Origin of the sequence: Parvibaculum indicum (assembly GCF_011762095.1) — a bacterium.
Taxonomy (GTDB): Bacteria; Pseudomonadota; Alphaproteobacteria; order Parvibaculales; family Parvibaculaceae; genus Parvibaculum; species Parvibaculum indicum.
The window spans coordinates 132,709-155,923 of the sequence record NZ_JAASQO010000008.1; the positions used below are offsets into that span (position 1 = coordinate 132,709).

21 protein-coding genes and 1 pseudogene are annotated in these 23,215 nt (G+C 62.4%); 16 read left to right on the plus strand and 6 right to left on the minus strand.

All coding sequences use genetic code 11. The features are described from left to right. The first annotated feature begins 64 nt into the window (after nt 1-64). From FHS78_RS11420 to FHS78_RS11430, 3 genes are all read left to right on the plus strand, one after another. Nucleotides 65-361, plus strand: a complete 297-nt coding sequence (locus FHS78_RS11420) for a putative quinol monooxygenase (protein WP_167094322.1) — start codon at nt 65-67, stop codon at nt 359-361. An 82-nt stretch (nt 362-443) separates the two neighbouring features. Next, nucleotides 444-1,652 (plus strand): acyl-CoA dehydrogenase family protein, encoded by a 1,209-nt coding sequence (locus tag FHS78_RS11425; RefSeq protein WP_167094324.1) that lies wholly within the window; start codon nt 444-446, stop codon nt 1,650-1,652. Between the two features lie 3 nt (nt 1,653-1,655). Further along, nucleotides 1,656-2,132, plus strand: coding sequence for a GNAT family N-acetyltransferase (locus FHS78_RS11430; protein ID WP_167094326.1), 477 nt, complete (start codon nt 1,656-1,658; stop codon nt 2,130-2,132). On the opposite strand, the gene FHS78_RS19665 is transcribed toward FHS78_RS11430, so the two are convergent. Beyond that, nucleotides 2,133-2,936 (minus strand): ABC transporter permease subunit, encoded by an 804-nt coding sequence (locus tag FHS78_RS19665; RefSeq protein WP_205305296.1) that lies wholly within the window; start codon nt 2,934-2,936, stop codon nt 2,133-2,135. It lies immediately after the preceding gene. 144 nt (nt 2,937-3,080) lie between these two features. Further along, nucleotides 3,081-4,139 (minus strand): annotated as a pseudogene (locus tag FHS78_RS19670) (ABC transporter substrate-binding protein); the annotation flags it as partial. A gap of 139 nt (nt 4,140-4,278) precedes the next feature. Here FHS78_RS19670 and FHS78_RS11440 point away from each other — a divergent pair. Next, nucleotides 4,279-5,508, plus strand: coding sequence for an MFS transporter (locus FHS78_RS11440; RefSeq protein WP_167094330.1), 1,230 nt, complete (start codon nt 4,279-4,281; stop codon nt 5,506-5,508). 56 nt (nt 5,509-5,564) lie between these two features. On the opposite strand, the gene FHS78_RS11445 is transcribed toward FHS78_RS11440, so the two are convergent. Then, on the minus strand, nt 5,565-6,467 hold the full coding sequence (locus FHS78_RS11445; RefSeq protein ID WP_167094332.1) for an SDR family oxidoreductase: 903 nt from the start codon (nt 6,465-6,467) through the stop codon (nt 5,565-5,567). Between the two features lie 174 nt (nt 6,468-6,641). On the opposite strand from FHS78_RS11445, the gene FHS78_RS11450 reads away from it, so the two are divergent. Together FHS78_RS11450 and FHS78_RS11455 are read left to right on the plus strand one after the other, a co-directional pair. Continuing rightward, a complete protein-coding gene (locus FHS78_RS11450; RefSeq protein WP_425500300.1) occupies nt 6,642-7,901 on the plus strand; it encodes a NupC/NupG family nucleoside CNT transporter in 1,260 nt (419 codons plus the stop codon). Nucleotides 7,902-8,175: 274 nt separating this feature from the next. Beyond that, complete coding sequence (locus FHS78_RS11455) at nt 8,176-9,570, plus strand: MFS transporter (RefSeq protein ID WP_167094334.1); 1,395 nt, start codon at nt 8,176-8,178, stop codon at nt 9,568-9,570. Here FHS78_RS11455 and FHS78_RS11460 read toward each other — a convergent pair. Further along, nucleotides 9,567-10,607 carry an LLM class flavin-dependent oxidoreductase gene (locus FHS78_RS11460; RefSeq protein ID WP_167094336.1) on the minus strand — a complete coding sequence of 347 codons (1,041 nt, stop codon included), beginning with the start codon at nt 10,605-10,607 and terminating at the stop codon, nt 9,567-9,569. The two genes, FHS78_RS11455 and FHS78_RS11460, sit on opposite strands and share 4 nt — an antisense overlap. A gap of 28 nt (nt 10,608-10,635) precedes the next feature. Continuing rightward, nucleotides 10,636-11,082, minus strand: a complete 447-nt coding sequence (locus FHS78_RS11465) for a PaaI family thioesterase (protein ID WP_167094338.1) — start codon at nt 11,080-11,082, stop codon at nt 10,636-10,638. Between the two features lie 109 nt (nt 11,083-11,191). Here FHS78_RS11465 and FHS78_RS11470 point away from each other — a divergent pair, with 109 nt between their 5' ends. The 9 genes from FHS78_RS11470 to FHS78_RS11510 all read left to right on the plus strand — a co-directional run bounded on the left by FHS78_RS11470 (nt 11,192) and on the right by FHS78_RS11510 (nt 19,742). Further along, entirely contained in the window at nt 11,192-11,728 is a 537-nt protein-coding gene (locus FHS78_RS11470) for a PAS domain-containing protein (RefSeq protein ID WP_167094340.1), read from the plus strand. A 104-nt stretch (nt 11,729-11,832) separates the two neighbouring features. Further along, nucleotides 11,833-12,390, plus strand: a complete 558-nt coding sequence (locus FHS78_RS11475; protein ID WP_167094342.1) for a PAS domain-containing protein — start codon at nt 11,833-11,835, stop codon at nt 12,388-12,390. A gap of 117 nt (nt 12,391-12,507) precedes the next feature. Further along, nucleotides 12,508-13,659: an acyl-CoA dehydrogenase family protein gene (locus FHS78_RS11480; RefSeq protein ID WP_167094344.1), complete on the plus strand. Its 1,152-nt coding sequence runs from the start codon at nt 12,508-12,510 to the stop codon at nt 13,657-13,659. A gap of 7 nt (nt 13,660-13,666) precedes the next feature. After that, nucleotides 13,667-14,812 (plus strand): hypothetical protein, encoded by a 1,146-nt coding sequence (locus FHS78_RS11485; RefSeq protein WP_167094346.1) that lies wholly within the window; start codon nt 13,667-13,669, stop codon nt 14,810-14,812. A gap of 12 nt (nt 14,813-14,824) precedes the next feature. Further along, a complete protein-coding gene (locus FHS78_RS11490) occupies nt 14,825-15,421 on the plus strand; it encodes a uracil-DNA glycosylase family protein (RefSeq protein ID WP_167094348.1) in 597 nt (198 codons plus the stop codon). Between the two features lie 83 nt (nt 15,422-15,504). After that, nucleotides 15,505-15,954: a hypothetical protein gene (locus FHS78_RS11495; protein ID WP_167094350.1), complete on the plus strand. Its 450-nt coding sequence runs from the start codon at nt 15,505-15,507 to the stop codon at nt 15,952-15,954. A gap of 42 nt (nt 15,955-15,996) precedes the next feature. Next, the gene (locus tag FHS78_RS11500; RefSeq protein WP_167094352.1) at nt 15,997-18,108 is read left to right on the plus strand and encodes a TonB-dependent receptor domain-containing protein; all 2,112 of its coding nucleotides are present in this window, start codon (nt 15,997-15,999) and stop codon (nt 18,106-18,108) included. A gap of 39 nt (nt 18,109-18,147) precedes the next feature. Further along, entirely contained in the window at nt 18,148-19,146 is a 999-nt protein-coding gene (locus FHS78_RS11505) for an alpha/beta hydrolase (RefSeq protein WP_246220458.1), read from the plus strand. 95 nt (nt 19,147-19,241) lie between these two features. Next, entirely contained in the window at nt 19,242-19,742 is a 501-nt protein-coding gene (locus FHS78_RS11510; RefSeq protein ID WP_167094354.1) for an Hsp20/alpha crystallin family protein, read from the plus strand. Here the strand turns inward: FHS78_RS11510 and FHS78_RS11515 are convergent, their stop codons facing one another. Continuing rightward, nucleotides 19,743-22,232 carry a patatin-like protein gene (locus tag FHS78_RS11515; RefSeq protein WP_167094356.1) on the minus strand — a complete coding sequence of 830 codons (2,490 nt, stop codon included), beginning with the start codon at nt 22,230-22,232 and terminating at the stop codon, nt 19,743-19,745. A 161-nt stretch (nt 22,233-22,393) separates the two neighbouring features. Between FHS78_RS11515 and FHS78_RS11520 the strand changes: the two genes are divergently transcribed. Next, nucleotides 22,394-23,188, plus strand: a complete 795-nt coding sequence (locus FHS78_RS11520) for a sulfite exporter TauE/SafE family protein (protein WP_167094358.1) — start codon at nt 22,394-22,396, stop codon at nt 23,186-23,188. Nucleotides 23,189-23,215 lie beyond the last annotated feature (27 nt).

Below are 23,215 nucleotides of genomic sequence, written 5' to 3' on the forward strand. Positions count from 1 at the left end.
CGGGACGTTGGAGAGCCTAAAGTCCCCGCAACAACAAACAGATAAACAAGATGGGAGCGAGAAAATGAGTGTGATCGGCATTCTGGCCACGATGAAGGTCCAGCCCGGCAAGGAAAGCGAATTCGAAAGCGTGTTCAGCGACCTCGCCAAGAAGGTGAAGGCCAATGAGAAGGGCTGCCTTCAGTACGATTTGTTCAGGTCCAAGTCGGAGCCCACGACGTTCTATATCTACGAGCAGTATGCTTCTCAGGCCGATCTGGAAGCGCACGGCAAGTCGGAATATTTCCAGGCCGCCTTCCCGGCACTGGGGGCGACGCTCGCCGGCAAGCCCGATCTCCAGTTCCTCGACAAGGTCGAGTAAGGCCCTATTTGGGCTAACAGCTTTGCAGGGGCGCGGGCCGCGCGGGTGGCGGCGCCCCTTCGATACCCGAAGGGAGTAACTCATGGATCTCGCATTCAGCGAAAAGGACGAGACTTTCCGGCAGGAAGTCCGCCAGTTCATTGAAGAGCACTACACACCCGAGATGCGCGAACTTCATGCGCGCTCCAAGCATGGCTACATCACCAAGGAAGCCCATGTGCAGTGGCAGAAGTCGCTCGCCAAGAAGGGCTGGCTGGCGCCGAACTGGCCGCAGGAATATGGCGGGCCGGGCTTCACCCAGTCGCAGAAATACATCTTCAATGTGGAGATGGGCAGCGCAGGCGTGCCGCACACCATCCCCTTCGGCCCGACCATGGTGGCGCCCGTCATCATGAAGTTCGGCACGGATGAGCAGAAGAAGCGCTTCCTCCCCGACATCCTGGAAACGAATGTACTCTGGTGCCAGGGCTATTCGGAGCCGGGGGCAGGCTCGGACCTTGCCTCGCTCAAGACCAAGGCCGAGGACAAGGGCGATCACTTCCTCGTCAACGGCTCGAAGATCTGGACCTCGGTCGCGCAATGGGCCGACTGGATCTTCTGCCTCGTACGCACGTCGAATGAAGGCAAGCCGCAGCAGGGCATCTCCTTCCTGCTCATCGACATGAAGACGCCGGGCATCACCGTCGATCCCATCGTCTGCCTCGACGGCACGCCCGCGCCGAACCAGGAAGTGAACCAGGTCTTCTTCGAGGATGTGAAGGTTCCGAAGGAAAACCTGATCGGCGAAGTGAACAAGGGCTGGACCTACGCCAAATACCTGCTCGAATTCGAGCGCGGCAATCCCTATTCGCCGGGCCTCTACAGCGCGCTGGAAGAAGTGCGCGAGATGGCGAAGGACATCGAGGTGGACGGTACGCCGCTCGCCGAGGATGAAACCTTCCGCGCCAAATGCGCGGACATCGAAAGCCAGATCACGGCGATGGAATATACGGAGCTGCGTATCTTCTCCGCGCTGTCCATCGGCGGCAATGTCGGCCCGGAAAGCTCGCTGCTGAAATGCCGCGGTACCGAGCTGCAGCAGGCGATTTCGCACCTCATGGTGGAAGTGCTGGGCGATTACGCGGCGCCCACCGTGGCAAACGGACTGCTCGATACCAACGAGCCGGAAGTGGGCCCCAAGGGTGCCTTCACCGCCGCGCCCTACTACTTCTCGCTGCGCAAGGCGTCGATCTATGCCGGCTCCAATGAAGTCCAGCGCAACATCATGGCGAAGGCCGTGCTCGGCCTCTGAGCCGTGAGCGCGACATTCGATATCGAACGGGCGGGCGCCGGAGACATTCCGGCGCTCGCTTCTGTTTGGAAAGATAGCTGGTACGAAAGCCATGCCGCGCTGAGCTTCGGCAAAGAGCCCGACCAGGCCTATTTCGAAACCCGCGCTGCGAAACTGCTGCCGGATTGCCTGATCGCGCGCAGGAAGGGCGAAGCCATCGGCCTTGTGAGCTGGCGGGAGAACGAGCTTTATCAGCTCTTCACATTATCAGCGGCTCACGGAACGGGGCTCGCGGCGGACCTCATGGCCCGGTCGGAACGGGCCATGCACGAGGCGGGGCACAGCCGGCTCTTCCTGCTTTGCCGTGTCGGGAACGACCGCGCGCGGGCATTCTACGAGAAACGGGGCTGGCACTTTGCGCAGCTTGCACCGTCGCCGGAAGGCTCCATCATAGGCTATCGCGAAGACGCGATGTGGCGGATGGAGAAGGATCTCGGCTGACTAGCGCGGCGGCGCCGCGTCGCGGGGCCCGCCATAGGCCTGCGTGATGCGGTCGAAGACAATGGCAAGCGCCACGATGGCGACGCCTGCGACAAGGCCGCGCCCGATATCGAGCCGCTGAATGCCGAGCAGCACTTCCTCGCCGAGCCCGCGCGCACCGATCATGGAGGCGATCACCACCATGGAGAGCGCCATCATGGTGGTCTGGTTGACGCCCGCCATGATGTTGGGGAGCGCCAGCGGCAGCTTGATGTCGAAGAGACGTCGTTTCTCATCCGCGCCAAGATCGGCGGCGGCCTCCACAAGCCTTTCGTCGACGCTGCGCAGACCGAGATCGACCAGCCGGATCAATGGCGGCATGGCATAGATGACGGTCGCAAAGACGGCGGGCACCTTGCCGAGCCCGAACAGCATCAACGCCGGGATGAGATAGACGAAACTCGGCATGGTCTGCATCGCGTCGAGCACCGGCCGCACGATGCGCCGTGCCATATCGTTCTGCGCGAGACCGATGCCGACCGGCACGCCGATCAGCACGGAAATGCCGACGGATATGACGATGAGGGCGAGTGTCTGGATGGCGAGATCCCACAGCCCCAGAAACCCGATCAGCAGGAGCGTCGCGGAAAGCGCCACGGGCAGGACGATCCCGCGCGAGGCATGCCAGGCCGCGCCTGCGACCAGCAGGATGAAAAGCCACCAGGGCAGGAGCCGGAACAATCCCTCCAGCGCTACGATCAGAGACAGCATGACGTTGCTGGCCGCCTGGAATGCGTCGCCATATTCGGCGACGAAATGCTTCATCGCCTCGTTGACCCAATCCTCGATCGGGCGCTGGAAGGTGACCGGAAAGACCTTTGTCCGGACGACCCGCTCGCCAGTGATGCGCGCCGCGATATCGGGGGGCACCCATGTCTGCCAGATATCCGGATGCGTCTTGATGAAGTGCTCCGCGGCGCCCTTCGCACCCGCGTCCTTATGCGTCCGCATATAGGCCAGCGCCTCGCTGACCATCCGGTTGTTCGTCTGGTATTCGCGCAGGAAGGAAACGATCTGCGGTGCCTCCTGCGCGAATTTCGTATTGGCGCCGACATAAACCTTCACGACAGGGTAGGCGACGGGCGGGTTGTTCGAAGGATCGTCGTTGAAGGCATCCCACGCCGCCTTGCTGTAGGGCGGTTCTTCCAGCTTGACGAGATCGTATTTGCCGAGGATCCAGGTCGGTCCCCAGTAATAGGCGAGGATCGGTTTGCCGCGTTCATAGGCCGATGCGATGGCCGCAGCCAGAGCTGCGCCGGTGCCGGGCCGGAAATTCGTGTAGTAGCGGGTGAGCCCGTAGCCTCTGAGCTTCCTGGTGTTCACCACTTCGCAGGTCCAGCCCAGAATGCAATTATAGAAGCGGCCCTTGCCCGGCTCCTCCGGATCGCGGAAGAGCCTAGTATATCGTTTGAGATCGGAAACGGAGCGCAGGTCCGGCGCCATGGGCTCGATGCCGCGTTTCGGATCCCCCTCGATCACATAGCGCGGCACGTACCAGCCCTGTACGGCGTCGGGGAAATTAACGCCGAGCGATACGACTTTTCCCGCCTCGTGCGCGTCGTCCCAGGGCTTGGTGACGTTGTCGCGCCAGACTTCCATCAGCACGTCGATATCGCCATTGGCAAGTCCGGTCACAAGCGGCAGCGACGAGCCCGGCAGCACATCCGTCTTGCAGCCATATCCGCGCTCCAGAACGATGCGCGCCACTTCGGTATGGAAGGCGTTGGAATCCCAGTCGAGCCCGCCGAACATCACAGGCCGTTTGAGCTCGCAGGCCGCAGCATGCGAGGGGCCTGCGAAAAGAGCTGCGGTGGCGATCAGCAGGATCGCGAGCAGTCGAATGTGTCGAAAAGACATGGCTGCACTATAGGGAGGGGTGGCTGATTGGCAAACCGGTGCTTGCCACGAGACGTATCGCCGCTTTAAGGTGTGCCGTCCTTTCGGGAGTATGACCGATGCGTAGTGCATCCAGCATTCGGATAATCCGTCCAGCCGCTCGATAAGAGCGCTCCGGTCACGATTCGGTTCGTGTTTCGGGGTGTCGCGGTCCGCCTGTTCGGTGGATGTTGCTCCCTCCGCATGTCGCGGAACAAGTGATTCTCATAAAATGACTGCTCAATCCCGTCCGGCGCCGGTCATCGGCGTCCTGTTTCCTCTGTCGGTCGTGCTCTTCGAGTTCGCGACCTTCATATCGAACGACATGATCATGCCCGGCATGCCCGCCGTGGCACACGACCTCGGTGCGCAATCCGTAGGCGTGATCTCGCTCGCCCTGTCGGCGGCGCTGATGGGCAATATCGGCACGCAATGGCTGTTGGGCCCGCTGTCGGATGCATTGGGGCGTCGTCCCGTGCTTCTCGCCGGCGTGGCGATCTTCCTATTCTCCTGTATCGCAGGCATGGCCGTCCAGAGCATGTGGCAATTCATTCTGTTGCGCGCGGTGCAGGGCGCAGGCGGCGCCTTCATCATGGCGGTCGGCTATCCCGCCATCCAGGAAGCCTTCGAGGAAAAGCGCGCCGTGCGCACCATCTCGCTGATGGCGAATGTGTCGCTTCTTGCACCCATTGTCGGTCCGGTGGCGGGCGCGCTCGTCGTCACGGTCTTTTCCTGGCGGGTCATCTTTCTCCTCATCGCCCTGGTAACGCTCGTCGCCTTTATAGGGCTCTGGAAGAGCATGCCGAAATCGCGGCAGCGCACATTGAGCTTCCGCTTCCATATCGTCCGTACACTGCGCGGCTACCGGCGATGCCTGATGAACCGGGAATTGCTGTCCGGCTCGTTTGCCCTCGGTTTCATCTTCGCCATGTTGATGATCTGGATCGCGCTGAGCCCCATCGGTCTGATCGAACGGCAGGGCCTGACGCCGCTTGTCTATGCGCTGTGGCAGCTACCCGTTTTCGCGGGTCTGGTCGGCGGCAATCTGCTGCTCTCCCAGATTGTCTATCGCGTCGAGATCGAGCGGCTGATCGCGGTGTCCATCTCTTGCATCGCCGCGGGCGCGGCGTTGGCCGTGGGGCTGACCTGGGGGAACGAGGATTTTCGCTGGCTTATCCCCGGCGTCACGCTGAGTTCCTTCGGCATGGGGATTGGTTTCGGCGGGCTCATGCGCCGCACGCTTTTTGCCATGCCGGGATCGAACAAGGGCGCGGTCGCCGCCTTCATCAACACGGTCTTCATGTTTGTCGGCATCGCGCTGGTGGAGGGCTGCAAACACTTCTATCTCGCCTATGGCATGGAAGCGATCGCGGCCGCGCTCGGATTTTGCGCGACAGGCGCGCTGGCCTCGCTTGCCATAAGGCGGGGCGCGCGGGCCGGTCTGGCCGTTGGCGTGGACTGAAACGAGAAACCCCCGGCCGCGAAGGCCGGGGGTCTGTCTTGCGACCGAAAGAGAAATCAGCCTTCGGTGGCGAGCTTCAGCACCTTGCCGGTCTGCTCGCCGCCCATGAAGTACGGCTGGGCGCCCTTCATGTCGGTGATCTTTTCCCAGTTCTCGAGAACCTTCTCGGCGGTGAGGCCTTCGCGGCCCAGGAACACACCTTCCGATTCCATGATCTGCGCGGCGGAGAAGACACCGGCGCCCGCCAGCAGGATCGTGCCCGTCGGCGCATCTTCCGACACCAGCACCATCACGCCCGGCGACACGCTGTCCGGCGTGAACATCTCCTCGGCTTCCGGCGGGAAGAGGTCGGAGGTCATGCGCGTGAAGGCGACCGGCGCCAGCGCGTTGCAGCGGATGTTGTCCTTCTGGCCTTCCAGCTTCAGCGTATTGATGAAGCCGACGACGCCGAGCTTGGCCGCGCCGTAATTGGTCTGGCCGAAATTGCCGTAAAGGCCGGAAGTGGAGGTCGTGACCATGATACGGCCATAACCCTGTTCCTTCATGATCGGCCAGACGGCCTTGGTCGGCTTCACGGTGCCCATCAGGTGCACGTCGACCACGAGCTGGAAGTCGCCGATTTCCATCTTGGTGAAGCTCTTGTCGCGCAGGATGCCGGCATTGTTGACCAGGATGTCGATGCGGCCGAATGCGTCGACGGTCTGCTTGACCATGTTGGCGACGCCTTCATCGTCCGTCACGGAGGACCCGTTGGCGATGGCTTCGCCGCCGGCCGCCTTGATTTCCTCGACGACCTTGTTGGCCGCGTCCGACGAGCCGCCGGCGCCCGTGCGGTCGCCGCCCAGATCGTTCACGACAACCTTGGCCCCGCGACGGGCAAGTTCCAGCGCGTGAGAACGGCCCAGGCCGCCGCCGGCGCCGGTGACAATGGCAACCTTGCCATCAAAACGAATGCTCATCGGTTGAGTCTCCCTGTGAAGGTCCCTGTGAGGTGATTGAAAGCGGCTTTTTGGGCTCACCGCTCCCGAATTTGACCGCTTTTGTGCACAATGCGGCAAAGACGGTCAAGCGAGGGCCGAAGGCAAGGGCGGACCGGGGAGCGATCCCGCCGATTCGTGTGAAAGAGGGGCCGGATGTCGTTGGGGATTTTGCAGAGCGTCCTGGGTCTGGGCGCAATCGTTGGGTTTGCCTGGCTGGTCAGCGAGAACAGGCGGGCCTTCCCGCTGGGGACCGTGCTGATCGGCATTGCGATCCAGCTCGGGCTGGCACTGCTGCTTCTCAAGGTGCCGCTGGCCCGGCAGGGCATATTGGCGCTCAATGGCGTGGTGACGGCCCTTACGGATGCCACGACTGCGGGCACGAGCTTCGTTTTCGGCTATGTGGGCGGCGGAAAACCGCCCTTTGAGGTAACCGACCCGGCCAATGCCTATTCGCTGGCCTTTCAGGCCCTGCCGCTGGTGCTGGTCATTTCGGCCATCTCGGCGCTCCTCTGGTACTGGCGAGTGCTGGACTGGGTGACGAAAGGGTTCTCCATCCTGCTGCAGAAATCCATGCGCCTCGGCGGCGCGGTGGGGCTGGCCACCGCCGCCAACACCTTTCTCGGCATGGTGGAAGCGCCGCTTCTCATCCGGCCCTATCTGCAGAAACTCTCCCGTGCGGAACTCTTCATGGTGATGACGGTAGGGCTCTCCACCGTCGCGGGCACCGTTCTCGTACTCTATGCGAGCTTCCTGCAGAACACCGTGCCCGGTGCGCTGGGGCATATTCTGGTCGCCTCGCTCGTCTCATTGCCCGCCGCCATCCTGATCGCCCGGGTCATGCTACCCGAGGAGCATGGCGAGGTGCCGACCGCCGTCGGCGACGATGTGCCTTATCTTGAATATGAGAGCAGCATGGACGCCGTAACCCAGGGCACGATGGAAGGGTTGAAGCTGTTCCTCAACATCATGGCCATGCTGGTCGTCATGGTGGCGTTGGTGGCGCTGGCGAACATCCTGCTGGGTCTGCTGCCCGATATGGCGGGCACGCCGCTCACGGCGCAGCGCATCATGGGCTGGATATTTTCGCCGCTCGTCTGGTTGATGGGCGTGCCGGCGAGCGAGATGCAGATGGCGGGGCAGCTCATGGGCGAGAAGACGATCCTGAACGAATTCATCGCCTATGTGCATCTGGGCAATCTGGCGCCCGGCACCTTGTCCGAACGCTCCAGCCTCATCATGGTCTATGCCATGTGCGGCTTCGCCAATTTCGGGTCGGTGGGAATCATGATCGGCGGCATGACTGCTATGGCGCCGGAACGGCGCGCGGAGATCGTTTCGCTGGCCCTGAGGGCCCTTGTCTCGGGAACGCTCGCCACTTCCATGACGGGAGCCATTATCGGCCTCGTCATCTGAGGGGGCACAAAGGACGGCGCCCACGGGGTACGGAATGGACGCCGCCCTGAGTGCTCCTGCCGGTTGCGAGCGCTTTCCGGCTGGAACCCTGACCCTGGGCCACTGCTGGGGGGCTGTGGCCCGTTGGATGTAGACACCTTAGGATTCGCCACCTGAACGCAAGCTGAACCGGATGGAGAGCCGGCGTTCAGCTTTCGCGGTTGCAGCCCGCCGCCAGATTAGTAATAATTTTTTACTAATCCGCTTGGGAGAGCGGGAGGGAGAGGGAGGAGAGATGACGCCGGAAGAGGAGGGTGCCGGGCCGAGCAGGGGCCGGCTGATCGCCTATGGGCAGATCGTCATTCCGCTGGCCGTGATCGGCCTGCCGGTCGCGATCTACATTCCGCCTTTCTACTCGGAGACGCTGGGCGTCGATCTCGCCACGGTGGGCTTCATTCTCATGCTGGCGCGGTTGAGCGACGTGGTGACCGACCCGCTGATCGGCCGTCTCTCGGACAGGACGCGCACACGCTGGGGGCGCCGCCGTCCATGGATCCTCGCCGGGGTGCCGGTCATGATGGTCTCGGCGGTCATGCTGTTTGCGCCGCCCGGCGCGGTGTCGGCCGGCTATCTGCTTCTGTGGATCTGTGCGATCTATCTGGGCTTTACCCTCATCACCATCCCCTATGGCGCATGGGGCGCGGAACTGGCGACGGAGTATCACGCACGCAACCGGATCACGGGAAGCCGCGAAATCTTCCTGCTGGCGGGGCTGCTGATCGCCGTCATGCTGCCCATTGCGGGGGCCTACCTGGCCGGGGAGGAGGGAAGTTCGTCCTCCCGGGCGGCGATGGCGCCGCTCGCCTGGTTTACCGTGCTGCTCCTGCCGGTCTGCACCTTCGTGCTTTTCCGCCATGTGCCGGAGCCGCGCCCGCACGAACTTCGCCATGTGCCTTTCATCGACGGGGTGCGCAAGGCGCTGAAAAACGGTCCCTTCCGCCTGATCCTGATCACCTCAAGCCTCGGCGCGTTGGCCGGCTCCATCAATGCGAGCGTCGCAATCCTGTTCTATGCGCATCTGGCCGATATCGGGCGGGCGGGCCTTTTGCTGATCCTCGCGCTGTTTGCCGCGGGCGTCGTCGGCTCGCCTTTCTGGGTGGCGCTGGGCGGAAAGATCGGCAAGCACATGGCCATCGTCGCGGCCGGATCGATTTCCATGGCGGCCTTCGCCTGTGTGCCCGTCGTCATCTACTGGGTGAAGCCGAATGCGCCGGAACTGGTTTTCTGGTGCCTTCTGGTCATCACGCTCCTGCAGGGGCTGACCATCGGCGCGGCGCCTATTCTGGGGCAGTCGATCATGGCGGATGTGGTGGACCTCGATACGCTGCGCAATGGCGAGCAACGCACGGCCTTTCTCTTCGCTTTCATGTCGATGGTGCGGAAAGTGTTCGAGGCGATGGGCGCCGGTATCGCCTTGCCGGTGATTGCATGGATGGGCTTCAATCCGCAATCCGACCAGAACGCGCCGACGGCGCTCTTCGCGCTGCTGGCCATGTATTGTCTCGTGCCGCTTGTGCTCTGGCTGGCGTCGATCCTCGTGATCTCGCGCTACCCGATCACGCGGGAGAGACAGGCAAGGCTGCGCCGCGCGCTCGACAGGAAACTGAAAAGGCAGGCCGCGAAAGGCTAGACCGCGTCCTGCAGCGCAAAGGCTTCCGACAGCAGTTCATAGGACCGCAGCCGGTCCTTCTGGTCGTAGGTGATGGTGAGGATCACGAAATCGTCCACACCATATTCCTCGCCCATCTGCAGAAGCTTCGCGCGGACCTGTTCCGGCGAGCCGGTAATCCCGCGCTGCTTGATGCCTTCCAGCATCAGCTTGTCGTCTTCCGTATACGGATAGGAAAGCGCTTCCTCGACGGAGGGAAAGGTGCCCGCCCGGTTCTGCAGCAGATGCATCACCCAGAGGTTGCGCGAAGAGGCGATGCGCCGGGCCTCTTCCTCCGTATCGGCTACGGTGACGGAGACGCCGATGGAGGCTTCCGGAGACGAAAGGTGACGGGAGGGGCGGAACGCTTTGCGGTATAGGTCGATCGGTCCCGTGCCCGCATCCTGATTGATGAAATGGGCGAAACTGTAGGCCATGCCGAACTGGGCGGCGATGGCTGCGCCGTCGCCGCCGGAGCCGAGCATCCAGAGTTTCGGCATGCCGGGACCGCGCGGGGAGGCATGAATGCCGAGATAGGGATGCTCGGAGGGAAAGCCGCCATTCTCGCCGGCCAGCCCGTTGGAATCTTCCAGAAACTGGATCAGCAGCTCCACCTGCTGCGGAAAGACGCTGATGTCATAGGCCTGCGGGCCCGGCTGCAGGGCGCGCGTGGTGCGCATGTCCCCGCCCGGTGCGCGCCCCATGCCGAGATCGATGCGCCCCGGATAAAGCGTTTCCAGCAGGCGGAAACATTCCGCCACTTTCAGCGGGCTGTAATGCGGCAGCATCACGCCGGCGGACCCGACGCGAATGCGGGAGGTTTCGGCCGCGATGCGCGCGATCAGCACTTCCGGCGCGGAGCCCGCGAAGGATTTCGTATTGTGGTGTTCGGCCATCCAGTAGCGGGCATAGCCGAGTCGATCGGCGTGTTTCGCCAGCTCGATCGTATTGGCGAGCGCTTCCGCCGCGTCGCCGCCCTTGCGGATCGGGGATTGATCGAGAACGCTCAGACTGACCATGTTTCCTCCACCGGGTCGTGACCACCCCTCATATAGGTTTTTTTCTGAGCTTTTTCACGATCCCGCTGAAATTCAGCAAGGGAAGTTCCCGCACATCGCCGTCGATTTCCTTGCGCGTGAAAACCTGCCCCCGCAGAAACACCATGCTGCCGGTATTTTGCACGATGTCGCCCCGCGCCTCGATGAAGTCGCCTGCCGTAGCGGCGGCGGTGAATTCCGCGTTGAAGGAAACGGTAACGGCGGGACCGTTCAGCGCGGCTTCCCCGATGGCGAAAAGCGAGAAGTCGGCAAACGTCATCAGCAGGCCGCCATGAAGGAAGCCGCCGCCATTGCAGTGCTTTTCCGTTGCCTCGAAGGCGCAGGCGACGTCGCCGTCCTCGGTCTTGCGAAAGTAGAAGGGGCCTGCGTGATCCTCGAACGGATCGTGTCCGTCCCAGGTCCGGTATCCGGCGAGCCGGTTCGTATTTACACTCATGCGATAAACTGCTGCCCGGTATTTGTGATATCGATGAATGGGCTTTTAGCAGGAACGATAGCCTTCCAGAAGTCCCCGGGGTGGAAGGCGGTATGTGGGTAACTCTGACATGGCTGATTACGATCCGTACAAATTCACGAAAGAGGCAGGGCAGGAGGGCGCGGGCCTGATCGGCCTCAAATCGTTGAAGGATCCGGTGGTGCTTGCGGTCTTCGACTACTGGAAGGAAAAGCGAGGCGACAGGCACATGCCGAGTCCCGACGATTTGCGCCCGTCGGAGTTCGCGCGTTACCTGCCGCATCTCCAGATCGTCGAGGTTCACTGGGAACCGGAGTTCGATCTTACCTACCGCATTCTGGGAGAGGATATCGCGGAGGTGCATGGCGGGCCGTTTCGCGGAATGAAGGTGCGCGCGCTGAACGAAACGAATCCGGGCCTGGGCTCGATGATGTTCGAGCTTTTTCGCGCCGTGGCGGAACACAAACGTCCCTATGCGGCGGGCGGCGTGCTGAACGGCCGATCGGGCGAAAAGGTCCCTTTCGAGGGGCTTTACATGCCGCTGTCCTACGATGATACGAGGACGGACCGCATATTCTGCTGCTCATCCTACGATCTGACAGAGCGAAGCCTGTTTTCCGGCCACTGAATCGGGCTTTAGCGCGCCTGTCTCAATACTTTCTTAGCGCATTGGGTGAAGAATTTCCGTCAGGCATTTCGGTCGAGATGCATCGGGTCGAGCGGGCTATGGATATGGCAGCGGCACTTGAACGGCACGAAACCGGACAGAGCGAACTTGAGCGGGTTCACGGCGTCTCCTTCATTCGGCTCCGTGAGCTGAATGAACCGGTTTGCCTGGAGATGCTCTCCTACTGGAAAGCAAAGCGCGGCGACCGGCACATGCCGAGCCCCGACGATCTGAAGCCTGCCGAATTTGCCCGCATCATGCCTTACCTGCTGTTGTTGCAGGTCGATCACGATCCCTTCGATCTCACTTACCGTCTCTTCGGCGAACAGGTTGCCATCAGCTTCGGCGTCAACAGCGGCGGCAGGCGTGTGCTCGATGCGTATCCCGACAACCCGACACTCTCCCGGGAATTGTTCCGCTTCTATAGCTACATAGCTTCGGAGCGCCGCCCGTTTGCCGCGGCTGGCACCATGTTGGGGGCCGGCGACAGGATCATGAGGACCGAGGGCGTCTATATGCCTCTGTCCTATGACGGCGAGCGGACGGATCGCATATTGGGCTGTTCGATGAAATATGACGATACCCGGCCCGGCTTTCTGGACGACGATCCGCTGTCTCCCTGAGCCGGAAACGGCAGGCCTCCTGCACCTCCGCTATTCCTCGCTTTGACCCTGCCGAGGCCTTGACCTAAATTCCTGCCCGACCCGCCAGACAACAGATTTCAGGGAAGCAGGAACGCCATGGCCCTCGACGCCGAAACCCGCGAACAGCTCATTTCATCCGTCCGCCGCTTTGTGGAAGAGCGCTTGCGCCCGATCGAGGCTCAAGTGTCCGAAAACGACGAGGTGCCGGCGGAGATCGTCGCGGAGATGGCGGAACTGGGCCTTTTCGGCATTTCCGTCCCCACCGAATATGGCGGCCTCGGCCTTACCATGGAGGAAGAGTGCCTGCTCATGTTCGAGCTGGGCCGGACCTCTCCCGCCTTCCGGTCGGTCATCGGCACCAATGTCGGCATCGGCAGTCAGGGCATCGTCATGCATGGCCGCCAGGAGCAGAAGGAATACTGGTTGCCCAAAATCGCCAGCGGCGAGGTGATCGCATCCTTCGCGCTGACCGAGCCCGAAGCGGGCTCCGACGCCGCCTCGCTCAAGACGACGGCCATTCGCGACGGCGACCACTACATCGTCAACGGCACCAAGCGCTACATCACCAATGCGAACAAGGCCGGGCTTTTCACGCTGATGGCGCGCACCGATCCTTCCAGGCCGGGCGCCAAGGGCGTGTCGGCCTTTATCGTGCCGTCCGACTGTCCCGGCATCCATATCGGCAAGCCGGAAAAGAAGATGGGCCAGCAGGGCGCGCATATCTGCGACGTGGTGTTCGACGATGCGCGTATCCCTGCCGAGTGCCTGCTGGGCGATGAGGAAGGCAAGGGCTTCGTCACCGCCATGCAGGTGCTGGAGCGCGGCCGCCTGCACATCTCCGCCGTTTGCGTCGGCGTCTCCGACCGGCTGGTCGAGGAATCGGTCGCCTACGCCGCCGAGCGCAAGCAGTTCGGCGCACCCATCGGCAATCTTCAGCTCGTTCAGGCGCTGCTGGCCGACAGCAAGACGGAATCCTATGCGGGCCGTTGCATGGTGATGGACGCCGCCCGCCGCCGCGACGCGGGCGAGGATGTCGGCACATTGGCGTCCTGCTGCAAGCTCTTCTGCTCGGAGATGGTGGGCCGCGTGGCCGACCGCGCCGTGCAGGTGTTCGGCGGTGCGGGCTATGTCGCCGATTACGGCATCGAGCGCTTCTACCGCGACGTGCGTATCTTCCGCATCTATGAGGGCACCAGCCAGGTGCAACAGGTCATCATCGGCCGAAACCTCATTAAAGACGCGAGCTAGCAGGCAGATGGGAATCCTGTTCGACGAATTCGAAAGGACTTTAGAGGATTCTCGAAAAACGGGGATGTCTGTGTACGAGTACACAAACCTCTCCAACCGGCCCGAAGCTGAGCGCGTTCGAACTTTCGTCGAAACTTGCTTAGAGAAATATCCTGATCCCCAGCGATCAGAATTGGTAGGTCGCCTAAAATCTGCAAACCCGATTGCATATAAAGGAGCGGAATTTGAGCTGCTGCTCCATGAACTGTTGATCAGAGCAGGGCACGAAGTGGAATTGCCGCCCATCGGCTCAGCTATTGAAAAACAACCGGATTTTTTGGTGAGGACTGCGTCTGGAGAAGCGTTTTGGTTAGAAGCTACAATTGCGGGCCTCAATCTCAAGAAGGTTGGAGATGGGCGAAGGACCGACGATCTGTTTGATGCTATTGACGGCGTAGATAGCGAAGACTTCGACCTTTGGGTGGAAGTGGAAGGTGTACCGACGCAGCAAGTGTCAGCGAAAGCGGTAAAGCAGAAGGTAGAACAGTGGCTTGCAGGGCTCAGCTACGAAGCAATCTTGGCAGGAGATGGTGGAGAGCATCTTTTGTTGCGGGAAGCCGATTGTGAAATTGAAGTCATCCCCCTTCCTCGTAAGCAGCAAGATAGGGGTAAGGATACCGGCGGCGCGATTGCTGCGAGGACAGAAGGAGGATGGTCATCTACAAAAGAGCATGTCCGAACGGCTTTTGAACGAAAACGAAAGAGGTATGGCGATCTAGAAGAGCCATTTGTTGTCGCGATTAATGCTCTCAGTTTGGGGGCGGGTTACGATGATTTTGAAGACGCTCTCTTTGGGGGTAAGGCAGCGCAGCTGATTTTGACTCCAGATGGGAAGAAAAAAGCGTACTCGACTCGATTGCCTGATGGGATGTTCGGCACGCTCGATAAGCCAGGCAATGCTCAAGTGAGCGGTGTGCTCGCGGCTCGGAATCTTGGATTTTGGGAAATTGGTCAGAGAGACCTAAATCTAATCCTTAATCCGTGGGCGTCGGTGGCATTGGGGGATACGCCTTTAGAATGTAAGATGACGAGTGTCGGCGATGGCCGTTTTGTTCGGGAGGAAGGGAAGCCCGTTTACGAACTGCTCGATCTTTATAATGGGTGGCCTGAGTAGGGTGTTTCCTGCATGAGCAAGCTCGATCGGCTGACGAAAGAAATCGGGGCCTGCCGCGTCTGTGTGGACAATCCGCGCAAGAGCCCACTGCCGCATGAGCCGCGTCCCGTTCTTCGGGTATCGGCCTCCGCCCGCATCTGCATTGCCGGACAGGCGCCGGGCACGCGGGTTCATGCCTCGGGCGTCCCCTTTACCGATCCCAGCGGCGATCGGCTGAGGGACTGGATGGGCGTCGGCGAAGAGGAATTCTACGACACGTCGCGCGTCGCCATCGTGCCCATGGGGTTCTGCTTCCCGGGGCAGGATGCGAAAGGCGGCGACCTGCCGCCCCGGCCAGAATGCGCGGTGCAATGGCGGACACGGCTTTTCGAGCATCTCCCGCAGATCGACCTCTTTCTGCTGGTCGGTCAATATGCGCAAAGCTGGCATCTGGGCGCGGCGAAGCGGAAAAGCCTGACCGAAACCGTCATGAACTGGCGCGAATACGGACCGGGAGCTATCCCGCTGCCTCATCCGTCCTGGCGGAACAATGCCTGGATCCGGAAAAACCCGTGGTTCGAGCGTGAATTGCTGCCCGTGCTGAAGCGCGAGGTTCGCGCCCGGCTTTGAGGGCGGGTGCGGCGACGCGCCGCCCGTGACGGTTTTGACAAATCCCTCGCCTTTGCCTAGTAGATAATCCGATGGGGGACGGAATGCGTTTATCCGCTGGCAAAACGAGCGTGCATGCAGGAGGAAAGGGAGGCCACGGCCGCCTTGCCCAGCGCATCCTGCTCGCTCTCCTTCTCGTCACCTTCATTCTGCCGAGCTTTGCCGCCATCCACGCCTCCGGCGACGATGCGGAAATCCTCGCCCCCGGCTTCTACAAGGACCGGATCGTGCTCTGCACGGGCGCGGGCCTCAAGATCATCAAGCTCGACCCGGCGACGGGAAAGCCGCTCGACGATCAGTCGGACACGGAAGACCATCTCTCGCCGGTCTGTGCGCCGATGGTCACGGCCTCGCTGTTCCTGTCGCCGTCCCTGCCTGTGGCGGAGGCGATATTCGGCGGAGGAGAGCCGCTCGACCTCCGCGACGAAGTCGCCATCCTGCATGAGCAGGCCGCCTCACCGCCGCTGCCGCCCAGGGGACCTCCTGCCGGCTGAAGCTGTTTCCCCGATCGCTTCAGTCACATCAGGAAAAAGATCATGTCTCTTGCACATTTCCGTGCAGGGCGCCGCGCTGCGTTGCGCGCCGCCGCTGCGCCCGCGGCGCTGGCCATCGCCTTCGCCGTTCCCGTCACCCATGCACGCGCCGAAGAGCCGACAAGCACGCCCATCCTTATCGAGGGCGACCGGGCGCTTCCCGGTCCGCTGGAAAGGATGACGCCCGCCGACACGACCGGCCCGGCGCCGCGCGATGCCGGTGAGTTTCTCTCCCGCCTTCAAGGCGTAACCTCGGGCCGTTTCGGCGGCCACGGCAATGAAATCTCCTTGCGCGGCCTGACGCAGGACAATATCGCCGTCATCTCCGACGGTGCCTATGTGTTCGGCGGCTGCCCCAACCGCATGGATCCGCCCTCATCGCTTTCCGCATTGCTGCCCGACGATGTCGTCACGGTGGCGCGTGGCTATCAGAGCGTGACGGACGGTCCGCCCGCGCCGGGCGGCACGGTGAGCATCGACCGGGCCGACCCTTATGACATCGCGGAAGGCCCCGGCGGCGGTATCGAGGGCGGTATCGAAAGCAATGGCGCCACGCGCTTTGTGTCGGCGCAGGCCCGGTACGGTCTCGGCGGCGCCTATGCGCGCGGTTTCGCCAATGCCAAACGCGCCGAAAACTATGAGGACGGCGACGGACGCGAGGTGCGGTCCGCCTTCGATCAGTATGGCGGTGGCCTCGAAGCGGGCTGGCGCTACGGCAACCGTTCCGTCCTCTCGCTGTCGAGCGACGTGGACATCGTGGAGGATGCGCTTTTTGCGGGCGCGGGCATGGACAGTCCCTGGACGGCGGCACGCACCGTGAAGGCCTCCCTCGACCATAATTTCGACCAAGGCAGCCTCCTCGCGAAGCTGGAAATCTCCGCTTACGGCAGTTTCGTCGAACATCTGATGGACAATTATTCCCTGCGCACGCCGGGCATGATGACCATGAGAACCGATGCCAATTCGGACACCTATGGCGGGCGCGTCGCCGCCGGTTTCGATGCGATGGGCGGGATGCTGACGGTGGGGGTGGATCACCGCACCAACAACCGGAATGCCGAAAGCCGCATGAACATGATGGGCGGGGCGCCCACCATGATCTCCAACTACACATGGCCCGATATGTTCATCCGCGACACCGGCTTCTTCGGTGAGTATGGGGCCCCGATGGACGAAGTCACCGCCCTGAAGCTTGGGATACGCGCCGACCTCGTCTCCGTGGAGGCGAAGCGGGCGGACTGGCTGCCCGGCGGCATGGGCGCTCTCACCGCGCGCCAGCTTTATGCCGCCTATTATGGCGTCACGGACACCGACAGGCAGGAAACCAATGTGAGCGGCTTTGCGCGGCTCACCCGTGATTTCGGGAAAGCTTCGGGCTGGATCGGGGCGGCACGCGCCGTCCGCACGGCGGATGCGACCGAGCGCGGTATCGTGCGTTATTCCGCCATGGCGCCCGCCAATAACTGGGTAGGCAATCCCGCCATCAAGCCGGAAAAGCACTATCAGCTCGATACCGGTCTGACGGCGGGCGAGGGCCCCTGGGGGCTTACCGGCGGCATCTGGTACGACCGGGTGGAGGATTTCATCAGCCGCGATCTTGCGCGCGGCCAGTCCGGCGTCCTCCGCTCTGACGGCGCCAGCATCTATCGCAATGTGGATGCGGAGCTGGCCGGTGTCGACCTGTCCGGCAGCTATCGCTTTTCCGAAAGCTGGAAGGCGAATGCGACCGCGTCCTACACCTATGGCGCCAACCTGACCGACGATCGCCCGCTCTATCAGATCGCCCCGCTCAGCGGCTCTGTGGAAGTGGTCTATGAGCAGCCGGTCTGGCAGGTGGGCACGCGGCTTGGCTGGGCGGCAAACCAGACAAGGGCCGATACCGACCCGCTTACGGGTGCCGGTCTCGACGCGCAGGAGACCCCCGGTCATGCGGTGCTGGATCTCTTTGCGAGCTGGCAGCCCGTAACCGGTCTGGAACTCAAGGGCGGCGTGTCCAACCTGTTGGACCAGACCTATGCGAGCTATCTGAGCCGCTCCAACGGGTTCGACCCGACGGTGGTGCAGGTGAACGAGCCGGGGCGGAGTTTCTACATTCAGGCGGCCCTGACGTTCTGAGTGCTTAAACGGAATGGCGGTCGGGGGTAGAGTGCGGATATGCGCTGCCTCCGACCGTTTCTTTGCCTCATCGCCTGTGCCGTTCTCGCGGCCTGCGCGCCGACCCGCATGACGGTCGGCCCCGCGGCGATGGCCCCCGTGCTGACGCAAACGGGTGCGGGGCTCGCCGCGCGCATGGAAGACGGCGCCTGGCTGCCGGTACGCGTCTTCAAGGCCGACAATCCCCGCGCCGTCATTCTCGCGCTGCATGGCTTCAACGATTATTCGAACGCCTTCGCCGCGCCCGGCCCCGGCCCCTGGTTCGCCGCGCAGGGCATCGCGCTTTACGCTTATGACCAGCGGGGCTTCGGGCGCGCGCCGGGGCATGGCTACTGGGCAGGCGGGAAGGCGATGGTTCGCGACGCGACGACCATGGTTCGGCTCTTGCGGACCCGCCATCCCGGCCTGCCGGTTTATGTGATGGGAGCCTCCATGGGAGGCGCGGTGGCGATGAACCTTGCCGCGCGCCCCGATGCGCCGGAGATCGACGGTCTCATCCTCGCCGCGCCCGCGGTATGGGGCTGGCGTTCCATGAACCTTCTCTATCGCTCGGCGCTCTGGACGGCGGCGCATGTCGCACCGGACCGGCGCCTGTCGGGGCAGGGGCTCGGTATCATGCCGTCCGACAATATCGAGATGCTGCGCGGGCTGGGGCGGGATCCGCTGGTCATCAAGGAAACGCGCATTGCGACGGTCTACGGCCTTGTGGGGCTGATGGACGATGCCTATCGGCTCGCCCCGAAAATATCCGTGCCGGTTCTCTATCTCTATGGCGCGAATGACGAGCTTGTACCGCGCCCACCCACGGCCCATGCGGTGAGGGCGCTCGCGGCGAACGGCGCCGCCTTGGCCCTTCGCTGTGTCGAACGCGGCTGGCACATGCTTCTGCGCGACAAGGAACGCGAGGCCGTGTGGAAAGACATCTTGAGCTGGATCAAGGCGCCCGGCCGCGCCGCCTCCTCAAATGAAGCGATGCGCAAGAGCTGTGGCCTCTTGTAGCGTTGAAGACGAAGATTATCTCTGGAATGCGCAGCCGCTGCGACATTTCGGCTGCTGTTTTCTTGCATTCGAGGCGAATGACAGGAGAAAGAAAAATGGCCAAGGAAGTCACTGAAAAGTCGAACAAGGCACCTGCTTCTCAGTTCCCCAGCGATCCGTTTTCGGCTTTCCGCGAAGAGATGAATTCGATGCTGGACCGCGCTTTCGGCCGGCCTCTCAGTCTTTTCGACACGCCGTCGCTCGGGCATTTCGGCGCCGGCCGGATTACGCCCCAGATCGACATCCACGAGACCGACAAGGAGTTCACCCTGACCGCGGAACTGCCGGGCATGGACGAGAAGGATGTCGAACTCCTCATCGATAACGGGATGATGACCCTGAAGGGCGAGAAGAAATACGAAAAGGAAAGCGAAGAGGATAATGCCCGCGTCGTGGAGCGGCGCTATGGCAGCTTCCAGCGCAGCTTTACGCTGCCGTCTTCCGTGGACGAGGAAAAGGTCAGCGCGAATTTCGAGAAGGGTGTGCTGAAAGTGAAGATGCCGAAAGGCAAGGACGGCAAGCCCAGCGGCCGCCGCGTCGAGATCGGCAAGGGCTGATCACTCCGGCGTATCTTCATCTTTTCGCGCCGTTCGCCGGAACGGGTTTTCCTGCGTTCCGGCGGGCGGGGCCTCATCGTCTCGGTAGCGCATATTGAGGTCGCGCTTCAACTCGAAGATCAGCCCTTCGACATGGGGCAGATGCGGCTTTTCGGCTTCCAGCACGGCCCGCAACAGACGCGCCTTCAGCTGCGTCAGGTCGAGCCCGGCCTCTTTCACCGCATTGGGCGCGGCACTTGCCACGATGTCGACCAGCCTCTCGACGGAGTGAAGCCGTCCCCACAGATAGTCGTTCTCACGCGCTTTACGGCTGAAAAAGGCGGCGAAATATCCAAGCTCCCGTCCCATCAGCGTGGCCTGCGCGCCGCCCTGCCGAAGCGCGGTCGCGTCCTCCGGGCTGATGCGGTCCACCAGGATCGTGTCCACATCGTCGAGATTCTGCCATTTGTTGAGGGGCAGGGTCAGGACGTCGAAAAAGGCGAAGCCCACATAGGCTTCGATGAGTTCGTGGCGGCAGGCAGGGTCCAGACGTGCCGCATTCTCTGCAAAGACCGCATCCGCATCGGTATCGATCTCGATCAGCTTGAGCGCCGGACCGAGCCTTGTCATCAGCGTTTCGATTTCATGCGTCTCGGCGATGCCGTCATCGTAGATCGCGCGGCAGATGCGTTGCAGCTCCGGCATCCGCATGCGGGAGGCGGCGATGGATTGGTATTCTTCCAGGCAGCCATAAAGCGCCGTCTTGAACTCGTCGAGGGCTTCGATGCCTGCTCCGTCGCTCTCGCTGTGCCTCTCGTAAAGTTCGTTCAGCCGGCGGATCACGAAGCGCAAGCGGCGAATGCGGAAATTGATGTCGAAATCGCGCAGGAAGCGTACCCAGGCATCGCGTTTGGAGGGGGCGCTGTTCTCGCCGGGAATGGCCGTCCACTCGACGGGGAAGATTTCCTCGTTGCCGGCCCATTGCTCCACCGTGCGCGCCAGCGCCAGTCTTTCATTGGGGTGGTGCACCGCGCCGCTCATCTCCGCCACGGCATCGGTGATCTGGTCGAGAACGGACGCCACTTTCAACTGGATATAGCCGTCATAGGAATATCCGGCCTCCACCGCCGCGGCGACATTCGCGCGTTCGCGCATCTCTACCAGTTGATCCTTGGTCAGCCCTTCCGCGTCGGTCGCGCCGCCGAAAAGCGCTTTGACGCGGCGGGTCACATGGGGCCGCGCGGCGGCAACGATCTGGCGGTAGCGGCGTACCCGTTCGGAGAGTTCGTGCAGCGAGGCCAGTTCGTCGCGCACGGGCTGGTTGCGCGGAATATCCGATGCCGCGCCGATGATCGACTGGAAGAAGCCGGGCGGCGCCCCGGCGCGTTCCACATTGCCGCCTTTGGGATCGGGGTCGATATAGACCATGCGCCGGTCCACCTCGCGATAGGCGGGCCGACCGCGCACCGACGAGATTGCCTCCGCGAAGGGTTTGTTGTTGAGAACGCTGCCATCGATGAAGGAAGCGCTTACCGGATCGACGCCCGCTGCGACCAGCGGCCGGAAATTGCTCTGGATAAATGCGTCGCGGGCGGGCCATTGCTGCTCGCGCTCGACCATCAGCTCGTCGATTTCGACGATGCGCGCCGGCGGGAAAGCGCCGGGGAAGCACGAGGTCGCCCGCGCGCCGAAAATCAGGCCGGGCACATGGGCCATGTCGAAATCGCTGCGGATGCCGCCGGTCGGGTAGTGGATATAGGAATATTTGAGCGCGTGGCGATGTTCCCGCTCCTTGATCGACACCGGGTCGTGCAGCGGGATGTATTGGCTGTAGCCATGAAAGTCGGTAACGGAAACGATGAGATCGAGCCGGTGACCGGTGGGGATAAGCGAGGCCTCCGGCGACGACGGCTCTCCCATCGCCTCACAGGCATCCAGCAGCATGCCGGTGAGCAGCTTTCCGGAGAAAGGCGGCTCGAACCAGCGCGAGCGGGTGAAGAGCTGCAGCTTCTCCCGCATCTCGAACTCGGGGGCGTACCGGGTCAGCCATTTATCCGTGAAGCGCCAGAAGAAGGGCTTCATGAAGAGCTTGCTCCAGGGCCCCGCCATATGCTCTTCGTCCATCAGCGCGGTGATGTCGGCCATCTCCAGCCACATCTTGCGATGGCTGTCCATTGGCAGGTCATGCGCGATGGCACGCGCCAGCAGGACGCCGTTGATGCCGCCCGCCGACGCCCCTGCGATCGTGTCGACGAAGACGCGCAGGTCGAGCGACTGGCCGATGGCCTGCAGCAATTCGAAATAGAGCGGTTCGGTATCGGTCTCGCGCGTCTTGTCGGTGTTGAGGTCTTCATAGCTCACAGCCTGGCGTCTGGCGTGATCCGGCTCGCTGTGGAACATCGCAGAGGCGCGCAGCAGCTTCTGCACCTCCTTCGTGACGCCGTGCATGTAGACCGCCAGCGATACGCCGCCATAACAGACCAGCGCCAGCCTGAGTTCTTTTTCCTTCATGGCTCCGAGTCGCCCCTTTTCGCGCCGATTTGCGGCCCACTCTAATCGTCACCGGCCCGAGAACCAAAAGCTGAGCTGAGGCGAGGGGGGCACCTGCCTTGAATAAACATTAGAATATACTAATATGTAGGGGTGAATTACTCTCGGGCAGGCACTTGGCGATGGAACTTCTCACCCCGGACATACTGGCCGTCTTTTCCGGTGCCCTGATCGGCCTCACGCTGGGGTTGATCGGCGGGGGCGGGTCCATTCTTGCCGTGCCGCTTCTTGTCTATGTGGTCGGTATCGGCTCCACCCATCTGGCCATCGGCACCAGCGCTTTCGCCGTCGCGGTCAATGCCGCCTTCGGTTTGGCCATGCATGCGCGGGCGCACACCGTCAAATGGCCTTGCGCGAGCGTTTTCGCCGGGGCGGGCATCGCAGGCGCGGCGCTGGGCGCCTGGGCGGGCAAGATGGTCGATGGCGACATGCTGCTCGCCTTGTTCGGCCTGTTGATGACCGGCATCGGCGCGTCGATGTTCCTGCGTAAATCCGACGGCGGAAATCCCGATGTGCATCTCGATCGCGGTTCGGCCCCTCAACTCCTGCCGCCACTCGCGGGCGCGGGACTGGGCGTGGGTGCGCTTTCCGGCTTTTTCGGCATTGGCGGCGGCTTTCTCATCGTGCCGGGCCTTATCACGGTCACGGCCATGCCGATCCTGAATGCGGTGGGCTCCTCGCTCGTCTCGGTGACGGTGTTCGGTCTCACCACCTCCACCAGCTATGCGCTCTCCGGTCTCGTCGATTGGCGCATTGCCGCCTTCCTCATCGGCGGCGGGGCGGTGGGCGCTTTTCTGGGCCAGCGCCTCGCCGCGCGGCTCTCCGGCGAGAAACAGCTTCTGTCGAAGATCTTCGCCGTCTTCGTGATCGCGGTCGGCCTCTATGTCATTGCGCAGGGGGTGGCGACCCTTCTCTGATACAGCGGGAAAGGCGCTGAAATGCCG

Coding starts and splice junctions, on each gene's coding strand:
- FHS78_RS11460 (WP_167094336.1), bottom strand. CDS start 10,607: ATGGTCAGTCTGAGCGTTCTCGATCAATCCCCGATCCGCAAGGGCGGC.
- FHS78_RS11515 (WP_167094356.1), bottom strand. CDS start 22,232: ATGAAGGAAAAAGAACTCAGGCTGGCGCTGGTCTGTTATGGCGGCGTA.
- FHS78_RS11490 (WP_167094348.1), top strand. CDS start 14,825: ATGAGCAAGCTCGATCGGCTGACGAAAGAAATCGGGGCCTGCCGCGTC.
- FHS78_RS11425 (WP_167094324.1), top strand. CDS start 444: ATGGATCTCGCATTCAGCGAAAAGGACGAGACTTTCCGGCAGGAAGTC.
- FHS78_RS11440 (WP_167094330.1), top strand. CDS start 4,279: ATGACTGCTCAATCCCGTCCGGCGCCGGTCATCGGCGTCCTGTTTCCT.
- FHS78_RS11420 (WP_167094322.1), top strand. CDS start 65: ATGAGTGTGATCGGCATTCTGGCCACGATGAAGGTCCAGCCCGGCAAG.
- FHS78_RS11470 (WP_167094340.1), top strand. CDS start 11,192: ATGGCTGATTACGATCCGTACAAATTCACGAAAGAGGCAGGGCAGGAG.
- FHS78_RS11485 (WP_167094346.1), top strand. CDS start 13,667: ATGGGAATCCTGTTCGACGAATTCGAAAGGACTTTAGAGGATTCTCGA.
- FHS78_RS11500 (WP_167094352.1), top strand. CDS start 15,997: ATGTCTCTTGCACATTTCCGTGCAGGGCGCCGCGCTGCGTTGCGCGCC.
- FHS78_RS11465 (WP_167094338.1), bottom strand. CDS start 11,082: ATGAGTGTAAATACGAACCGGCTCGCCGGATACCGGACCTGGGACGGA.
- FHS78_RS19665 (WP_205305296.1), bottom strand. CDS start 2,936: ATGAAGCATTTCGTCGCCGAATATGGCGACGCATTCCAGGCGGCCAGC.
- FHS78_RS11475 (WP_167094342.1), top strand. CDS start 11,833: ATGGCAGCGGCACTTGAACGGCACGAAACCGGACAGAGCGAACTTGAG.
- FHS78_RS11505 (WP_246220458.1), top strand. CDS start 18,148: ATGCGCTGCCTCCGACCGTTTCTTTGCCTCATCGCCTGTGCCGTTCTC.
- FHS78_RS11510 (WP_167094354.1), top strand. CDS start 19,242: ATGGCCAAGGAAGTCACTGAAAAGTCGAACAAGGCACCTGCTTCTCAG.
- FHS78_RS11445 (WP_167094332.1), bottom strand. CDS start 6,467: ATGAGCATTCGTTTTGATGGCAAGGTTGCCATTGTCACCGGCGCCGGC.
- FHS78_RS11480 (WP_167094344.1), top strand. CDS start 12,508: ATGGCCCTCGACGCCGAAACCCGCGAACAGCTCATTTCATCCGTCCGC.
- FHS78_RS11455 (WP_167094334.1), top strand. CDS start 8,176: ATGACGCCGGAAGAGGAGGGTGCCGGGCCGAGCAGGGGCCGGCTGATC.
- FHS78_RS11520 (WP_167094358.1), top strand. CDS start 22,394: ATGGAACTTCTCACCCCGGACATACTGGCCGTCTTTTCCGGTGCCCTG.
- FHS78_RS11495 (WP_167094350.1), top strand. CDS start 15,505: ATGCGTTTATCCGCTGGCAAAACGAGCGTGCATGCAGGAGGAAAGGGA.
- FHS78_RS11450 (WP_425500300.1), top strand. CDS start 6,642: ATGTCGTTGGGGATTTTGCAGAGCGTCCTGGGTCTGGGCGCAATCGTT.